Consider the following 17,642-nt stretch of genomic DNA (forward strand, 5'->3'; position numbering starts at 1 on the left):
AAATTTGTCAAGTGTATTACCATTAAATTGCTCATATTTTTATAAAAATATTCAATTTCTATCAGCTATTGAACTACAAAAGTCAATATTATACAATAAAAATATAGAGTTTCAAAAAGCCATGTCTGTATAAACCTAAATGAAGGTTTAATGGAGGTGGTTTATTTGAAACATAAATTCCAATATATAGACTTTAGACAAGCCATGAAAGGGAATAATTTACCACGCAAATATTATCCTTTAAGCAATAAAGTCAATATTGAAAAAATAATTAAATTATTTCCTAAACCTTGGATTGCTTTTCTAGATTCAGGAGATTATCATTATTTGACTTACTTTTTGCTTAAAAATCTTTCAAACAAGCCATACCTTATCTTATTTGATAATCATTTCGATATGAATTATGCTCCAGATGGAATGCTTTCTTGCGGTTCGTGGGCTCGACAGGCTTTAATAGACGATTTAATAAAGGGAGTTTTAGTTATAGGAGCATCTTCTATATCAAAACCTACGGATTTTTGGCATCCCGGAATAATTCATATTGAAAATCCTAACGATGTAATCAACTTAAATAAGTACAAAAATCTGTTTAAATATGATTTATATATTAGCATTGATAAAGACGTATTAGATTCATCTATATTAAGGACTGACTGGGATCAAGGCATAATGAAAGAGGATTCTTTACTAAAATGGCTGTCAGTATTTAATTCAAAAGGGAAAGTGATAGGAGTAGATTTTTGTGGTGATTTTAAACGAGATCCTGTATTAGAGCTAGTAGATATAAAGAATAAAAAAGCCCATGAGAGAATTAATAGAAAAATAATTAATTTATTCACAGAAAACTATTCAAAAACTGCATAAAAATTGGAGGACTTTATGTCCCCCAGATGTTATTCTTGTACTTTTATTTCTTTGCTATTTTCCCATAAACCATGTAAATTGCAGTAGCTTAATGCATAGATAGTACCAGATTTATCTAATTTGACATGAGTTACTACAATAGGTTCATTTAAAATACTGTTTTCACCATGAGCAGTAAAATTGAAAGTTCCTAATTCAACAGGAAATTTACTGCCTTCAGGTAAATAGAAAACTTTAATCCAAGAAATATGATGTTCTAGTGTATTTGGATGTTTTATTTCTTCTCCAACTGAAACTTTTATTTCGATTTCCTCATTTGATTTGATGTTTTCAGGAATTTGAATTACAGGAACGTGTTTTTCACCTTTCCAATCTCCACTTTGTAATAATTGTCCTAATGACTTCATACAAAACCCTCCTTGATTAATTAGCCTAATATTTTTATACCCAAATATTCAAAAATAACTCATTTTAAATAAGAATATCTGATAAAATATTATTATCTAGTAAAATGTAGAATAAGTGTAATGGGAGAGATGTTATGTCAAAAATAGAACTAATAGCTACGACAACATTTGGACTTGAATCAGTCGTTAAAAGAGAAGTACAAAATTTAGGTTATACAGATATAAAGGTTGAAAATGGTAAAGTTATGTTTACAGCAGATGAATCTGCTATACCTAAAGCTAATCTTTGGATTAGATCAGCCGATAGAATATTATTGAAAATGGGTGAATTTAAAGCCTTAACTTTTGAGGAATTGTTTGAAAAGACTAAAGCATTACCTTGGGAAGAATGGATAACAGAGGACGGTGAATTTACTGTAACAGGAAAATCAGTAAAATCCAAATTGTTTAGTGTATCTGACTGCCAAGCGATAGTAAAAAAAGCGGTAGTAGAGAAATTGAAAACTAAATATAAAACTGAATGGTTTAAAGAAACTGGGCCGAAATTTACCATTCAAGTTTCACTTTTAAAAGATATAGCTGCATTAACAATAGATACGAGTGGAGATGGGCTGCATAAGAGGGGATATAGAGTAAATCAAGTCGAAGCTCCTCTTAAAGAGACTTTAGCTGCGGCTCTAATACAGTTAAGTTATTGGAATTATGATAGAATTTTATTAGACCCATTTTGTGGCTCTGGTACAATACCGATTGAGGCGGCTATGATTGGTAAAAACATAGCACCAGGTCTGCAAAGGAGTTTCGTTTCTGAACAGTGGCCTAGAATAGGCAAAAAATTATGGAAAGATGCAAGAGTAGAGGCATTAAAATCGATTAAACAAGATGTAAAGCTGAATATTTTAGCTTCGGATATTAACAGAAAAGCTATTGAGATAGCTAAAGAGAATGCTTTTGAAGCTGGTGTTGATGATTGTATAAGTTTTAATGTTATAAATGCTACAGAAATTAATATTAAGGATAGATATGGAGTTATTATCTGTAATCCTCCATATGGCGAAAGACTTGGAGAAGAAAATGAGGTAAATAAATTATATAGGAAATTGGGTAAAACTTTTTCAAAACTCGATACATGGTCTATATATGTTTTAACTTCTAATGAAAAATTTGAAAAATTGTTTGGCAGGAAAGCCGATAAAAAAAGAAAATTATATAATGGAAGAATTAAAGTTGATTATTATCAATTTTACGGACCTAAACCACCAAAAAATGAATAAAATATTGGGATTTATGTTTGAGGTGATTGTATATGGATATAACTAAAGATGTGTGTAGGAGATGTAAAGGGCGGTATTGCACAACTAAAGTATCTATTTTTTCTATACTTCAAGAGGATCAATTAAAAGAAATAACAGATGTTATTATAAGAAAAGAATATAAAAAGGGAACAATGATTTTTTTAGAAGGAGATATATCGGATAAACTTTATTTGATTACAAAAGGTAAAATTAAGATATTTAGATATACAAAAGAAGGTAAAGAACAAATATTATATATAATGTCAGAAGGTGATTTTGTAGGCGATTTGAGTTTACTTAAAAAGGAAAGATTTAAATTTAATGCAGAAACTTTGGAAGATACGAGGCTATGTATTTTAACTAAAGAAGATTTCGATAGAATATTAAAAAAGAATCCAGAAATAGCATTAAAAATTATGGAAGTTTTATATGATAGGATTGTTTCATTGGAAAATTCAGTTCAGAGATTAGGAACGAAAGATGCTGAATCTAGACTTGCGGGATTATTGATTAGTTTAATAAAAGATTTTGGTAAACCTACAGATAAAGGGGTAGAGTTGGATATTCCTCTTAATAGAGAAGATATGGCCAATTATATAGGGGTTACTAGAGAAACGATAAGCAGGAAATTAAGTAATCTTCAGGAAGAAGGGATTATAGAGATTGTAGGTAATAAGAAGATTATAATTAAAAATTTAGAGAGATTAGAATATTTATCATAAACTCCACTTTTTAGTGGGGTTTTTTGATTTATATCACATACATGTAATCTATCGTTTTATATAATTAAAATACAAAATAAAAAGAAGGGAGTTTTAAATATGGCGATTAGAAAAATAGTTCAAATAGATGAAGAAAAATGCAATGGTTGTGGATTGTGTGTACCGGGTTGTGCGGAAGGAGCAATTAAGATAGTTAATGGGAAGGCTAAATTAGTAGCTGATAACTTATGTGATGGATTAGGCAATTGTATAGGACATTGTCCGCAGGGGGCCATAAAAATAATTGAAAGAGAAGCAGATGAGTTTGACGAAGAAGCAGTAGAAAAACATCTTTCAAATATAAAAGCAGAAGGGGTCCATGTTCATCATGGTGGTGGATGCCCAGGAAGTAGAGCAATGACAATCAATAGAAAAGAAGAGGTCGATGATAAGGTAATTGCGGCATCTCAAGATATTGAGATTAAGATAAAACCTCAATTAAGTCAATGGCCTGTGCAGCTAATGCTTGTTCCTGAAAGGGCTTCATATTGGGATGGTAAAGAGCTTTTAGTTACAGCCGATTGTGTACCATTTGCATATCCAAATTATCATTTGGATTTACTCAAAGGCAAGTCCGTAGTTGTTGGATGTCCAAAACTCGATAATATTGGATATTATATAGAGAAGCTGACTAACATAATAAAATATAATGATATAAAAGGGATTCAAGTTGCGTATATGGAAGTACCATGTTGCAGAGGAATGGTTATGGCTGTTGATGAAGCAGTAAGAAAATCAGGGAAAAATATAGAGGTGAAAAAGATAGAAATAAGCATAGATGGAAGGAAGAAATAAGAAAGGTCCATTTTAGTGGGCCTTTTTTTCTAATTTTTTTTGGTTTTTTTTCCAAAATATAATATAATATTAATTAGATTGTATATGGGGAGGGATTAATATGATAGTTTCTCATGAAAAAAGTGTTGAGGGTGTAAAAATAGAAAATCCTCAAGTAAAAGATGCAGTAATGAAAGTGCTAATTTCACCAAAAGAAGGTTGGGAAGGATATGTAATGCGAATATTTGAGCTTGGGAAAGGAGGGTATACTCCAAGACATTCACATGACTGGCCTCATATTAATTACATAATAAGGGGAAAGGGAATGTTACATCTAGATGGAAAGGATTATGAACTTGAGCCGGGTTCATTTGCATATGTACCAGCTGGCAAAATTCATCAATTTAAAAATATTGGGCAAGAGGAATTTGCTTTTATTTGTATAGTACCTGAAAAGGGACATCAATAAAATATGGAGCGATTATTTGTTACATTTTTAAATATATCAAAAAAGTAATAAAAAGGCATTTTAAAATAAAGATATATGTACTTATTTCATGCGAGAATATTATATATTAGAATTTAATTATTTCTAATTATCCAATGTTTATGGTATTTCTATAAACTCTAATGAGTATAGAGTATACATTCCAGAAAAAGAAGGTTATTAGTAGTTTGAGTATTGAATTTAGTAATTTGAAATAGATAATATAAGAAACTGAATTACCAATTATAGATAAATAAAGGCAAATATCTATATTTATCTATGTTAAAAATTAAAAATCCTCTTCAACTTCATAGCAAATAAGAACAATTGTATTTTCAATATTTACAGCAGAACCTTTATAGGTATAAACTTTACAAATTTCACCTTTGATGGAACGACATTTAATGTATCGGGATTAATATATTTTTTAAACTGTGAAAGTTGAAGTCTAATTCATTCTGGGGCTATTTTTCTATTTGATTTTATCCTCCTATAAAATGATAGCCTTTGTTTAAGCATTTACCTATTGTGTGATTACTAGTATATCAGGAATCTATAAGTATATATATTTTTTACAATTAGATGGTTTTTCTATAGTTTTTTAAGTTTTTTTGCTAATTGTATTTTACTTTTAAACTGTCTTTTAATATCTTCAAAATATTTTTTTATAATAAGATTTATATAGAAATATTTCTTTATGCAAAATTAGAAGCAACAAAACAAAGAGACCATGTACATTTGCCTTCGGCATGAAAAAATGAAAACTTAATCCTTTTATTTTTTAGTCGCGGGCTTTGGATTTACAGTATTATCAATAACTAAAAAGTTTACTGAATTTGGTTTTACGTGCATTTGTAAAAACAAATTTAAATAAGTAATTTGATTTATATTAAGCAATTTATCATTCCAGCATGATTTACTTAAAAACTTATGTATAGAGTTTCTATCTGATGTAGACAAAATACTTTTGGCAATAGAAAAAATTGATTTTATTGCAATGTACAGCTATTAATCCTTGTATTAAACTAGATAAATGATTTAACTGTGATTCAGATATTCCATCATTTATATTTTCAATATAGTTGTAAATTTCTTTATTAGATTAAACTATTTATAGTTGTATATGGCATAGTTCTTACCTTTGTGTTATTTATTTTGTTTGTTTGATAATTTTTATCTAACACAGAGTAAGAATTTATGCCATTTTTATTTTTGGTAATGTTATCAATTAAACTTATAACTAAAGTTTATAAAATTTGGTTCTTTGTCAATAGTTGGGGTGGGTGTTTACGAGAGTGCCCACCTTTTTCTTATTTGTAGACAATTTTATTATATGTATAAACAATAGCATGAAATAGCAAAATCTGGACACAACAAAAACACCTAAAGGTCATTTAGGTTTTAGCTGTATATTATTTTTTAACTATCAACTAACGGCAACAATGAAGAATTCTATTTCTAAATCTTTCAAAGTTTCTAAAGCCGAAGGCATTGCGTTTAAGTACCTTAATTTTGTTATTAAAACCTTCAGTACAGCCATTAGTATAAGTGACATCAAAGGAGTTTAGGATCTCATTAAACCAGTTAGAATATGTATTGGCAATAGAGATATATTCTTTAAGTCCAGAGGACTTTGCAATGTCGATCCACTTTTTTAATAAAGGTCTAGCTTCATTAGATGACTTAGCTTCAGTAACTTTATAAAAAAGTTCTTTTAAATAATGGACCTGTCTAAGATCTTCACTATAAAGAAGCTTAACTTCAAGCTGTTGTTTGGATTCTTCATTGAGATTATCTTTTCTAGCTAGTATCAGCTTTCGGCTTCTTTTATAGTATTTTCTTAAGTGAATAGGCATATTTTTTTGTACTCTTTTTCTCACATTTTCAATTGCCCAATTGTTATATCTGACAAAATGGTATTTATCAATTACTATCTTGGCATTTTTAAAATATGTTTTGGCAATATCAACAAAGGGTCTATACATATCACAAATAAAGTATTTAACCTTATCTCTATTGTTAAAGGCTTTAAAATAAGCAGATAGGCAACTAAACTTTCTATCTTTGACAATATCCAAGACTTTATGATTTATTGGATCAACAATAGAACAATGATATTTAACACCATCTGAATTACCTTTAAACTCATCAATACTTATAGCTTCAGGTAAATTGTTTAGTGAGTAAGAAACATAGTCAAAGACTCTTTGAACAGTATTTGTAGAAACGTTAAGTCTTTTAGCTACAGATTTCATACTGTAATTTTGTTCAAGCTCCTTAATAATTGAACATACAAGCCTTGAAGTCATTCTATGATAACGTGGAAGAAAGTCTAGCTTTTCATAAAATCTCTTACCACAATCACAAACATATCTACGTTTTCTAATAATAAGAAAAGTATTTTTCATTTGAATTGGAACATCCTTAATACGCTGAGCCCTATAGTCATGTATTTTTTTTTGTAACATTACCACACACTGGGCAAGTATGTGATTTTACCTTGGTAGATATATAAATTTCAATATGATCATCAAAATGTTTTATATTTTTTATAATTACCCCTTTTAAATTTAATAATTTATTGATATTATATTTATGCACTTGTTGTGATGCCTCCTTTAAAATATTAGTCTCAACAATTATATTTTAGCAGGCATTCTCAACGAGTGCATTTATTTTTTTGAAAAACAAAATGTTGAAGTATTAATCACCCCAACATTTATTATAGAACCATAAATTTAAAAACCTACAAGTTAGTAAAAGATTGATTTCGGAAAGAATTCTAAAGGGATTAATTCTTAATAGTTTTGTGTATTCACTCGAAAATAGCAAATTTTATAGTTTTTAACTAATTTGCATCTGGGGAAGAATGTTTTTTAGTTAGAACTTGTAAAGTGATGTATAATTGATAACTCAACTTTTCAAATTGCCTATTTAAAATTTCATAAGAAATAAATCTATGTTTTTATATAAGAAATTAGAAAGTTGAAATCCTTGAATACTAAATATAGTCCTTGAAATATCTAGAATATGCTGTTTATACTTCTATATGTTCAAAAACTTACAAGGTAAATATTAAAGTAATATTTGCTCAAGTCGAACAATTTTTTTGTTTATGTTAATCGAAAAGTGGTTCTTTCCCACTTTTGGTGAAAGTATCCTTATTAAAGTAAGAATAAAGAATTTATATTTTAAAAATTAATTCATATAAAACTCTTTTTCTAAGCAAATCAAAACTAGCCCTACCATACATTTGCCTTTTTATCATTTTGAGTCTATTAATTTGACCTTCTAAAAGTCCATTGCTATATTCATACTTAAATGAGTTAATAATAGCATCAAAGTTTTCAATTATGCCATTAGCGAATTTTTCAAGTTCTTTAATTCCACTTTCTGGAGCTTTCTTAATCTAATTTTCAAAATTAGAGATATCTTTATTTGTCAAAATATCTCTAAATTCTTGAATATAACTATATATCTTTTCAATTACAGGTTTATTTTTAAAAACTAGTTTCAACTCATTCAATTGGCATTCTTCTAACTTATGATTATTTTTCAATATATAATTGGTTATATTATATTTAGATATTGATTTTTGTTTTTGTGTGTTATTAGTAGATATAACACCTTTTTCTTTTTTTTACTGTCCTTATATAATTAGTAACGGTACTATACGATCCTGTATATCCATTAGCTTTAAGTTCTTCGAATATTTCTATACCATTATTATTTTTACTAATACATTTATTTATAAATATTTTATATTTATCTAGAATACTTAGCCTTTTAGGTCTGACATAAGCTACTATTTTATCTTCATCTTCTTCTATATATTTTTTTACAGATATTTTTTTACAGTTTTTCTGGATAACCCTGTAATCTTCGATATTTCTCTTCCTGAATAACCTTGTGCGTGAAGGTTTTTTACCTCTTTGATTAGTTCTTTTTTTATATTATGTCTTTCAATTTTTTCTTTATTTGCTTTAGTTATTTCATTCTTAGATTTTTCTTCAGAAGTTTTATTATTCTTTTCTGTAGATATTTCTTCTGCTTCAGTTTTAATTATCATTTTACTTGATATTATTCTTTTTAAAAAATCTTTAATTCCTTCTAATAAATTGTGACAGAGATGAAGTATGTCAGCTATCTGAATGATATTTTCATTTGCATCCTTTATTCCTTTTGTATAAGCTACAGACCTGTCACGGCTAACTATCTCAACAATTAGGATGTTTAATAAGCCAATTTTTAAGTGTTCCAGCTTCCCTTGAATTTTTTCCAGTGTTTTAGACATAGAGTTTGCAATGAAAACAAGTTCTTTAAAAAATTCATGTAATCTATCAGTTCTTCTTCTATACGGTTTAATAAAATTCGAAAATCTTCCGGTAAAAATTTTTCGATGACAAGAAAGATTATTGCAGAAAAAATTTCTACAGATTACCTTTATTTCTGAAGAATATCCTAAAATAGGCAAATCATTTAAAGTACGATAGTATTTACTATACTTGATATTCTATAGCTTGAATGATTACAAACAGGATATGATTATGTCTTTTTTAGTAGAGATTGTATATATGTTTATATTTTTAGAAACTATTTCAATATTAAATATTTATAAATCTTTCATAAGAAGTATTTAGGTCCAACATCTTTCCACATCCTTTTTTATGAATATACTTCCTAAAACATCTTTATTTTATTAGATAGATTTCATTTTCACAAAAAGTGGGAAAGAACCATTTTTCAGTTGACAAATACATCAAGAAATAACGAAACTTATTTCAAATTTTTTATAACTTTAAAACTTTTAATTCGATTAGTTCTACGAATTGATATATTTAAGATATTGATTTATTTAGATAGGATTTATCTTAAAAATATTTGCAAAAAATTCAGAAAAATAATTATTGACACATAGACAAAATCGAGGTATCATATATAAAAAGAAGTAATGAATGAAATAAATATAAATAGACTTAAATATTACAAGTTAAGAAATATATTTACATATAAATATATTAAAAAAATTAGACATGAGCATAATTAATAAATTTGCCGGAATTTGCCGGAGGCAAAAAACAAAATAAAAGTATAGATAAAATAAACACGCTTTAAAATGCAAAAAGAACAATACAAACCATATTATTACATCGAAGAAATAGAAAAGACATGCGAGTAGCGTGAAAATAAAACATGTAAAGATAAAAAAAGTTGAAGAATTTAAATTAAGCTAATTTTTTATATCTCATTAGGGATTTGATTTTATCAATATAACTATCTTTAATAGTGGCTAGAGCTAAAGCAAGTAAACAAATATGCCCTGAAGTATTTAAATTACTAACTGATTTAATATTTTTAACAAAGGCTTTTTCAAGATTTAAATTTTTCCATTTTGAATTATATTTTTTAGATTTAGTTCTAAAGGTATAAATTTTTTTATTATAAGAGTTACTAGCAGTATAAACACCTAACTTACAATCTTTATCAGACTTTAGAGGATTAGCTTTATCAAATTTGTTTTTAGCAAAAGATTTAATAGGATTATTAAGTTTAGTATTAGCAAACACTGGCATAACATCTGCTGAAACAAAAGAATTATCAATAAAACTCAAATCTTTAAGACGTAAAACCAGATTTTTTATGATATTAGAAAAGTATTTGTTATCTATGTTTTTAATAAAATTTTTAATAAATCTTTCAAAAGTCCAATAAGAATGTAAAGGTTTCATAATATCAAAGCCATAAAGATAAGCAATATAAAGATTATTATTGAGATAAATTATTAGTTGAGTAATATGAGAAAACTTTTCACATTTCATTACAACAAAGACTCTAAAAAGAGTATGCCTTGGATATCTTTTAGGACTATATTTTGAAGAAGGATATTCATGGAAATCAGATAAATTAATAACATCAAACAATTTAGGATAGAAGTTTGATTTATGTGTAGAAGTAAAGAATTTAATGCATTCAAAAACAAGATACCTATTCATAAAGGTTTCGCTTTCTTTAGAATTAAATATCTGGTGGTAAATATAATATTCGATAAAAGTGATGCGAAATCTTTTTTGAAACAGAAAAATTTTACAGAGTGATTAAAAATTGTTTTGTAAAACATAGCAATTTCAAGTGTTTAGAATTACACTAAATTATATAAGTTATGAAAGGGGGTGAAATGTAATATGAGCAAGAAAATTGAGAAGAATTACAAGATACAACTTGAAAAAGTTTATGTTGAGGGGAAAGAGGAACCATCTATGGTTGCAAGAAGTTGTACTAAGTCGCATGCTGGGTAATTCAATTTTAAAACCCTCCTATTGATATTATAGGAGGGTTCTTTAAAATAGAATATTTGTTTTAAGGAGGAGCAATATGTCAATAGATCCAATTACGTGTAGTGAGGAAGAATTAGCTTTGTTTTGTTTTAATAGAATAAATTTAGAAAAGAATAATCCGGATAGTGATAGAAAGGCTAGTAATTTTTCTGTAGAAAAACTATTAGCCCAACAATCTAAACTTAAAATCACATTAGATAGTCCTTTAAGAATTTTATGGAAAATAACAGGAATTTGTAATTCAGATTGTGTGCATTGCTGGGCGAGTTTAGGTACTGAACCTACTACTTCTCAACTAATGTCTGTTGCTGAACAAATAGGCGAGAATAATGTTTTAATGGTGTCTCTTTCAGGTGGCGAAGTTTTTTTAAGAAAAGATTTATTTAAAGTGTTAAAAAAATTGAAATCGTATAATATTATTGTAGAAATTTTAACTAATGGATCTTTAATTGATATGGAAACAGCAAAAAAATTAGCAAAAATTTTAAATTTAGAAACAGATGTTGTACAAGTTAGTCTTGATGGGTCTAAAGCATCAATTCATGATAAACAGAGAAATAGCAAAATCTTTGGCAAAGCAGTTCAGGGAATTAAGAACTTGAGGAAATGTGGTATTAAAGTACGTATTGTTTTTACAGCAACAACAATAAATCAATATGACATATATAATACGTATAAGTTAGCGGTAGAATTGGATGTTCAAACCTTTGCGCCAACCCCTGTTTTTCCATTAAGAAGAGGTAAAAAATTTAAAAATAACTTAGACAGTATGGGATATATAAGACAAATTGCAGCATGTAAAAACATAGAAGACAAAGTTAGTACTAAATTACGTATACAAGTTGACCAACAATATCAATTTTTAATGTATAAATATTTTGATTTGCTAGATTTTGGAGATATAGTTTTAAATCAAGATAGAATAGTATTTCCTATGGAAACGAATGCTACAATGCAAATAGATGCAGCTGGAGAGGTGATTCCTGGGCCAGAGTGGGAAACGAATTTGTCAGCAGGAAATATATATGAAGAAGATCTAATGAGCATTTGGAAAAAAGGCAAAAACTGGTCAGAGTTTAGAAAAGGACGTAATTTAATAGGTACTAGTTGTGAAAGATGCAAAGTATTCCCACTATGTGAAGGAGGTAATGCAAAGTTAGCGTATGAAAAATATGGTACGATTAATATGCCAGATGGCTCTTGTCTGGTAAATAGGAGGAATTTAAATGTTTGATAATATTACTCGACGTGAGGCAGAGTTATTTGCTAAGTTTAAAACTAGCTACGAGTTTGGTTCAGAGCCAGGATTTAGATTTGTACTTGATGAATATAACGATATGTTTTTAGACAAAGGAATTATACCAGAAACTCCTATTCAAGTTGGTTTAAATATAACTTCAGCTTGCAATCTAAGGTGTAAACACTGCTCAAGAATTGATAAGTTAAATTCAGACGTGAAAGAATCTAGTTTATTTATGCATGACTGGGAAAATATAATTGAAAAGCTATATGATGGTGATGTTCTACAAGTTTTTATTACAGGCGGAGAACCTTTTATGCATCCTGATATAAAGAGTATTATAAAAAGTATTAAAGAAAGAAATATGTTAATAGGATTGTTAACTAATGGATTACTTATAGATGAAAGTATAGCTGAGTTTTTAAAGACATTTTTTACTAGTAAATTTGATTACATTCAACTTAGTATGGATAGTGTATATGAGAATTATAATAATTTTAGAAATGGCGGTGATTTTAATAGGCTTATAAAGACTATAGATTTATTAGTAAAAAAAGATATAAGAACTCATGTAACAATGGTAGTTACTGATAGTAATTATAAACAGATGTTTGATGTTTATAGATTTTGTATTGAACACAATGTCAGATATATTAAATTTATGAGTCTATTTGAGCATCCAAGTACTAATTTAAAGTTCCCTAGAGATGATGTTGTGTTAAAAGAATTTTGCAAAATACTAGAACATTATGAGAAGTATAAACCAAACATAAAAATATTAAGTGAGCCTGTAGCTCTTATTTATCCTTTTGCAATTTGGTTACGCAAAAAATATCCTGAAATTAAATTTACTACAGGTAAACATGTTTGTCCTGCAGCAAATTCATCTTGTGAAATATCGATTGATGGGAATGTTTATCCATGTGCATATCTAGAAAATTCAAAATTCTATGCAGGTAATATTTTATATGGAGAGCTAAGAGAAATATGGAGTAAGGGTGTAAATTGGGAAAAACTTCGTGATAGAACCATAGAAAGATATGAGTGCATAAATTGTGATGAAAAAGAGAAATGTTATGGAGCTTGTCCAGCTATGTCATATTATAAATATAGTAATTTTAATAATGGAGATAGTAGGTGTATAATTCTTAGAGAATCTAAGGAGGTAGTGTAATGAAGATTGCCCCAAATATAATCTTTAGATATGAGAGTAAAATTGATGGTGGTACATTATTTTTGTTTGATTTGAAAAACTATAAGACTTTTAGAGGTTCAATAGTAGAATATAAAATTTTAAAATATATACAAGATAATAAGGATAAAGAAGAAATAATAAATAGAATTGAAAATGAATTTGGAATAGAAGATTGCAAAAATAAGATAATAAGTTTTTTAAAATATCTTGAAGAGAATAAATTTGTTATAAAAGAAGGGTGATAAAATGATTATAAAATGGGCATTAACCAATAAATGCAATTTAAACTGTAAGCATTGCTATAATGCAGATTTAAGAAAGAGTAATGATGATATTACCCTTTATGATGCAAAGAAAGCAATAGATGATATGAAAGATAATAATGTTACTAATATACAATTTTTAGGAGGTGAGCCTTTATTATATTCAAATATCACTGATATTATAAAGAAATGTACAGATAATGGAATTACTTCATGGATTAATACTAATGGAACGTTGATTGATAATGGGTATGCAAAAAGCTTAGTAGAAGCAGGTGTACGTACATTTATTTTTAGTATTGATGGACCAAACAAAAGTATAAATGATGAAATAAGAGGAGAAGGTAGTTTTAATAAAGCTATAAAGGGACTTGAAGCTATACTCCGAAATAAAAAAGAAAATATGTTAGTAACTATAAACACCATTGTGAGTAAAAAAGCGGTTTTAAAGATAGATGACATGATAGATTTTATTTCTTATTATAATAAAATTGATGGAATAACCATTAGTCTTCCTGATATGGTAGGAAATGCGAGTAATCAGGATAAAAAATTATGGTCTGATTATGAAACATATTATAATAGTCTTACTATATTTGCTCAAAAGCTTGTGAAAATTAAAAGTAAAATTAATGTTGATATTGGTGCTCCACCTTTAGTTAAATGGTATTTTGATAAAAAATATGATACAAATTTTTTTAAATCCACAAAAGAATATTGTATGGGAGGAAGTTCGGTATTTTTTTTAGATGCAGATGGAATATTATATCCTTGTAATCTTCCATCAGGAATAAAGTATTTTCGGAAAATAAATACCTATAAAGAATTATTGAAGAATTGCAATATTAAATATAAAAGGTTTCAAGACATATTTACTAGAAATGAGTACTTAAAATTTTTTCAATACGTAAGAAGTAGAGATTTGACTGCTCGAGAAAGGTTTTCAAACTTTATTTGCAATGAGTGTCCTTTTGCTAAATATAATTTATGTGGTATTTCTTGTCCATTAGAAACAAAAAGGTATCCTCATAGCGCTTTATGTGAATTATTAGTAAAAAATGAAACAAAGAAGATATTTAAAAATTTTGATAAAGAGTATAAACGTATAAATGAGGTGTAATTATGTACCTAATAGATAAAGCTACAAAATGGTTCATAAAAAAAGATTATCTTGAATTATATCATCCAGAGAATGATGATATAGTAAAAATTGAATGCGAAAAAATTGATCAATTATGGAAAATAATTTTAATATCTAAGAGTTACAAAGAAATTATATTTAAAGTAAAGCAACAGAATATTGATAATATATTTAATGAGAAAGTCATAAATTCTTTGTTAAATCAATTAGAACAAAAAAAATATATAGTATCAAAGGTGGGGGAATAATGGGGGCTTATGAACTAAAATTTTTCAAGTCATATAAATCAGTTTTAAAACGTAATTATCTTCTAGTATATTTAATATATTTTAGCTTTTTTCTTTTTAATGGTCCTTTAGAGCAAATAATACCAATTTTATTTGAGCAAAAAGGAATTGGAGAAGAAGTATATGGAATCTTTTTATCTTTGAACAATGTAATACATATAGTATTACCAGGTGTTGTCGCATATATGGCTCACAGATTTGATTCTTTTAAAATTGGAATTATAGCAATGTTAATTAGCTTAATTGGTGGTTGTTCTGTAGCTTTTATAGATCAAAATTATTTTTTAGTTTTATTCTTTTTACTATTATTAATAAGTGGAAGGACTATTTTTAACTTTTCTCTTGGAAATTCAATTAATTATACATTTGCAAGAGAAAATAGAGGGAAGTATTTTGCTTTAAGAGATGTATTTCTTTTTGGTTCAATCTCAATTGGACTATTTTTAGGAGGATTATATACAGCTAAATATAGTGTTAATTCATTTTATATGGTTTTTAGTATAGGTTTTATAGTGCCTTTGTTTATAATTGCATATTTAAGTAGAGAAATCAAATTGAAAAAAGCTGAAGTAGAAGTTGATAAAGATACTGAAAATAGTAATGAAGAGAAAAGTAAAATTAAAATAATAAAAGATATATATAAAGATAAAAAAGTTTGGGCATTTACGTTAATTCAAATAGGAACTGCATTTTATGCAACTTCGATGAATTTTTTACCTCTTTTAGGTACATCTTTAGGAATTTCTGTTTCATCGATAATGGGAATGTTTGGAGCTATAACTATCGTCAACTCCTTGTTAGCTTTAATTCTTGGTCATTTTTCAGATATGTCAGGTAGAAAATGGCTTTATGTAATAGATCTTGCATTTGACATAATACCAGCAATAGTTTTTGCTTTTACTCAAAATATTACATTATTTTTTATAGGTGTAGTATTAACTATGGTAAAAGATTCACTTGCTCCTATTTCATTTGCATATTTTTATGATTGTTTTTCAGAGGAAAAAGGAGTTATTGTTATGGGGGCACTTTCTTCAATAGGAAACTTATTAAGTTTCTTAGCACCTATTTTAATAGGAATTTTATGGAGTATTTCTACTAAATATGTATTTTTGATAGGTGCTATGGGGAATGGATTGGCAGCCTTAGTAGCTGTGTTTATGTTGCCAGATGTTAAATAAAGCCGAAAAAAGAAAGCAAACAGTTCATCTACCAAGCCTTTGGCTAGTGATTGGTACGTACAACCAGTAAATTTACATCACCTGATTATTATGCATGCTTGTGCAGGGTAAGAAAATTTTCTTACCCTTTATAATATTTTTATTTGTAAGGCTTTCTTTGTTGACCAACATTTTTGCCTTACACTATATAAGAACGAATAAGTTATAAAAAAATCAACCATTTTATAAAAAAATAAAAATTATTTTTGATAAAATAACTGAAAGCACAGACTGTTGACAAACTTATATTTTTAAATATTTATGAAAATGAAAGCGAATGCTTGAAAGAATTTAGTTTTCGTCCGCATGAGCGTCATTTTCATAAAACATTTTACTTTGTCAACAAGCTCGCTGAAAGTATTTATCTAATAAGATACCTATGTCTTTTCATTAGCATTACTATAATAATTAATTTTACATTTAGATAATATATTTCTATCACAATTTTCGATAGTATCTATATTAGGTGCAACTATATATAGTATAATAGTCATTTTATAATCATCAAAATATTTTGCATAAATTCTTCCCTTTAAAATTACTAATGGAAAGTCATCTCCAGAATAATTATCGGGCGGTTTTCCGTATTGTATATATCCTAAATGTTTCTTTCTATATTTATGATTTGGACCATTGGTTACTACTGTTGAATCGATTTTAACCCAGTCATTTATACCTAAATATTCTATATTATATTCTATTTTATCAATTTTGCTTTTAAAATAAATTTTATGTTCAGGGCATCCTAAAGAGGGTAAAACTAATCTAGTTTGATCATATCTTGGGATAGATTCTAATTCTTTTATTCTAATTTTTCCATCAATGTCAAAACCGTAAGGATCATCTGCATCTTTGCTGTTATATATAACATATCCTCCATAAAAACTACTGTAATAACGAGAATTTTGATCATAATAACTTGAGAATCCATTTCTAAAATGTCCAAAATTATAAAAAATAGTTAAAGATAGCTTTCTGCCGGCATACCTTGAAAATCCTTCATTATCGTTAAAAGTTAGTACAAATGGATACCAATCTTTTTCTTTTGTGATAGTGCCACCGGGAATATAAAATCTAATATTTCTTTTATAAGGTATACTATTTAATTTATTGTAGTAGCTATATGGATACATAACAATATAACTCCTTAAGGTATAATAAATATTTGTTTTAAGGAAAAATAAGATAAATAATATTATTGTAAATAAAAATAGTTTTTTTCTCATATTCTCTCCTTGAATATATGTTTTTTAATATATAGTATATTTCGGAAATCGATTTTAAAACATATTTTCTAAATGCAAATAGGAATTACTTGCATTTAGATTGTTTTAGTGATATATTTTTTTCTAGAAATATTTAAATTCTAAAAG

16 protein-coding genes and 1 pseudogene are annotated in these 17,642 nt (G+C 27.3%); 11 read left to right on the forward strand and 6 right to left on the reverse strand.

Annotated elements, in window-relative coordinates; translation table 11 throughout:
* The first annotated feature begins 165 nt into the window (after positions 1 to 165).
* A complete protein-coding gene (locus BUB51_RS00920; RefSeq protein WP_073194688.1) occupies positions 166 to 864 on the forward strand; it encodes an arginase family protein in 699 nt (232 codons plus the stop codon).
* Positions 865 to 893: 29 nt separating this feature from the next.
* On the opposite strand, the gene BUB51_RS00925 is transcribed toward BUB51_RS00920, so the two are convergent.
* Positions 894 to 1,271, reverse strand: coding sequence for a class II SORL domain-containing protein (locus BUB51_RS00925; protein WP_073194690.1), 378 nt, complete (start codon positions 1,269 to 1,271; stop codon positions 894 to 896).
* A gap of 134 nt (positions 1,272 to 1,405) precedes the next feature.
* On the opposite strand from BUB51_RS00925, the gene BUB51_RS00930 reads away from it, so the two are divergent.
* From BUB51_RS00930 to BUB51_RS00945, 4 genes are all read left to right on the forward strand, one after another.
* Positions 1,406 to 2,545: a THUMP domain-containing class I SAM-dependent RNA methyltransferase gene (locus BUB51_RS00930; protein WP_073194692.1), complete on the forward strand. Its 1,140-nt coding sequence runs from the start codon at positions 1,406 to 1,408 to the stop codon at positions 2,543 to 2,545.
* A gap of 32 nt (positions 2,546 to 2,577) precedes the next feature.
* Positions 2,578 to 3,288, forward strand: a complete 711-nt coding sequence (locus BUB51_RS00935) for a Crp/Fnr family transcriptional regulator (RefSeq protein WP_035164773.1) — start codon at positions 2,578 to 2,580, stop codon at positions 3,286 to 3,288.
* Positions 3,289 to 3,387: 99 nt separating this feature from the next.
* Positions 3,388 to 4,122 carry an ATP-binding protein gene (locus BUB51_RS00940; RefSeq protein WP_073194693.1) on the forward strand — a complete coding sequence of 245 codons (735 nt, stop codon included), beginning with the start codon at positions 3,388 to 3,390 and terminating at the stop codon, positions 4,120 to 4,122.
* Positions 4,123 to 4,222: 100 nt separating this feature from the next.
* Positions 4,223 to 4,570 (forward strand): cupin domain-containing protein, encoded by a 348-nt coding sequence (locus BUB51_RS00945; protein ID WP_035162852.1) that lies wholly within the window; start codon positions 4,223 to 4,225, stop codon positions 4,568 to 4,570.
* A 1,448-nt stretch (positions 4,571 to 6,018) separates the two neighbouring features.
* On the opposite strand, the gene BUB51_RS00950 is transcribed toward BUB51_RS00945, so the two are convergent.
* From BUB51_RS00950 to BUB51_RS00965, 4 genes and pseudogenes are all read right to left on the reverse strand, one after another.
* Entirely contained in the window at positions 6,019 to 7,056 is a 1,038-nt protein-coding gene (locus BUB51_RS00950) for an ISL3 family transposase (protein WP_143153530.1), read from the reverse strand.
* Positions 7,057 to 7,772: 716 nt separating this feature from the next.
* Positions 7,773 to 8,210: pseudogene (locus BUB51_RS13390) on the reverse strand (ISL3 family transposase).
* Positions 8,211 to 8,426: 216 nt separating this feature from the next.
* Positions 8,427 to 8,882, reverse strand: coding sequence for a helix-turn-helix domain-containing protein (locus tag BUB51_RS00960; protein ID WP_143153532.1), 456 nt, complete (start codon positions 8,880 to 8,882; stop codon positions 8,427 to 8,429).
* Between the two features lie 931 nt (positions 8,883 to 9,813).
* Positions 9,814 to 10,581 (reverse strand): transposase, encoded by a 768-nt coding sequence (locus BUB51_RS00965; protein ID WP_073194698.1) that lies wholly within the window; start codon positions 10,579 to 10,581, stop codon positions 9,814 to 9,816.
* 379 nt (positions 10,582 to 10,960) lie between these two features.
* Here BUB51_RS00965 and BUB51_RS00970 point away from each other — a divergent pair, with 379 nt between their 5' ends.
* From BUB51_RS00970 to BUB51_RS00995, 6 genes are read left to right on the forward strand one after another with little or no spacing between them, the layout of a single operon-like run.
* On the forward strand, positions 10,961 to 12,157 hold the full coding sequence (locus BUB51_RS00970) for a radical SAM/SPASM domain-containing protein (RefSeq protein ID WP_073194701.1): 1,197 nt from the start codon (positions 10,961 to 10,963) through the stop codon (positions 12,155 to 12,157).
* Entirely contained in the window at positions 12,150 to 13,337 is a 1,188-nt protein-coding gene (locus BUB51_RS00975; RefSeq protein WP_073194703.1) for a radical SAM/SPASM domain-containing protein, read from the forward strand. The genes BUB51_RS00970 and BUB51_RS00975 overlap by 8 nt, the downstream gene beginning before the upstream one ends.
* Entirely contained in the window at positions 13,337 to 13,600 is a 264-nt protein-coding gene (locus BUB51_RS00980) for a PqqD family protein (RefSeq protein ID WP_073194705.1), read from the forward strand. The genes BUB51_RS00975 and BUB51_RS00980 overlap by 1 nt, the downstream gene beginning before the upstream one ends.
* 4 nt (positions 13,601 to 13,604) lie before the next feature.
* Entirely contained in the window at positions 13,605 to 14,741 is a 1,137-nt protein-coding gene (locus tag BUB51_RS00985; RefSeq protein ID WP_073194707.1) for a radical SAM protein, read from the forward strand.
* A 2-nt stretch (positions 14,742 to 14,743) separates the two neighbouring features.
* The gene (locus tag BUB51_RS00990; RefSeq protein WP_073194709.1) at positions 14,744 to 15,010 is read left to right on the forward strand and encodes a hypothetical protein; all 267 of its coding nucleotides are present in this window, start codon (positions 14,744 to 14,746) and stop codon (positions 15,008 to 15,010) included.
* Entirely contained in the window at positions 15,010 to 16,230 is a 1,221-nt protein-coding gene (locus tag BUB51_RS00995; protein ID WP_073194711.1) for an MFS transporter, read from the forward strand. Before BUB51_RS00990 ends, BUB51_RS00995 begins: the two co-directional genes overlap by 1 nt.
* 416 nt (positions 16,231 to 16,646) lie before the next feature.
* Here the strand turns inward: BUB51_RS00995 and BUB51_RS01000 are convergent, their stop codons facing one another.
* Complete coding sequence (locus BUB51_RS01000) at positions 16,647 to 17,402, reverse strand: hypothetical protein (protein WP_083599455.1); 756 nt, start codon at positions 17,400 to 17,402, stop codon at positions 16,647 to 16,649.
* Between the last annotated feature and the right edge of the window lie 240 nt (positions 17,403 to 17,642).

Source organism: Caloranaerobacter azorensis DSM 13643 (assembly GCF_900129995.1).
GTDB classification, from domain to species: domain Bacteria; phylum Bacillota; class Clostridia; order Tissierellales; family Thermohalobacteraceae; genus Caloranaerobacter; species Caloranaerobacter azorensis.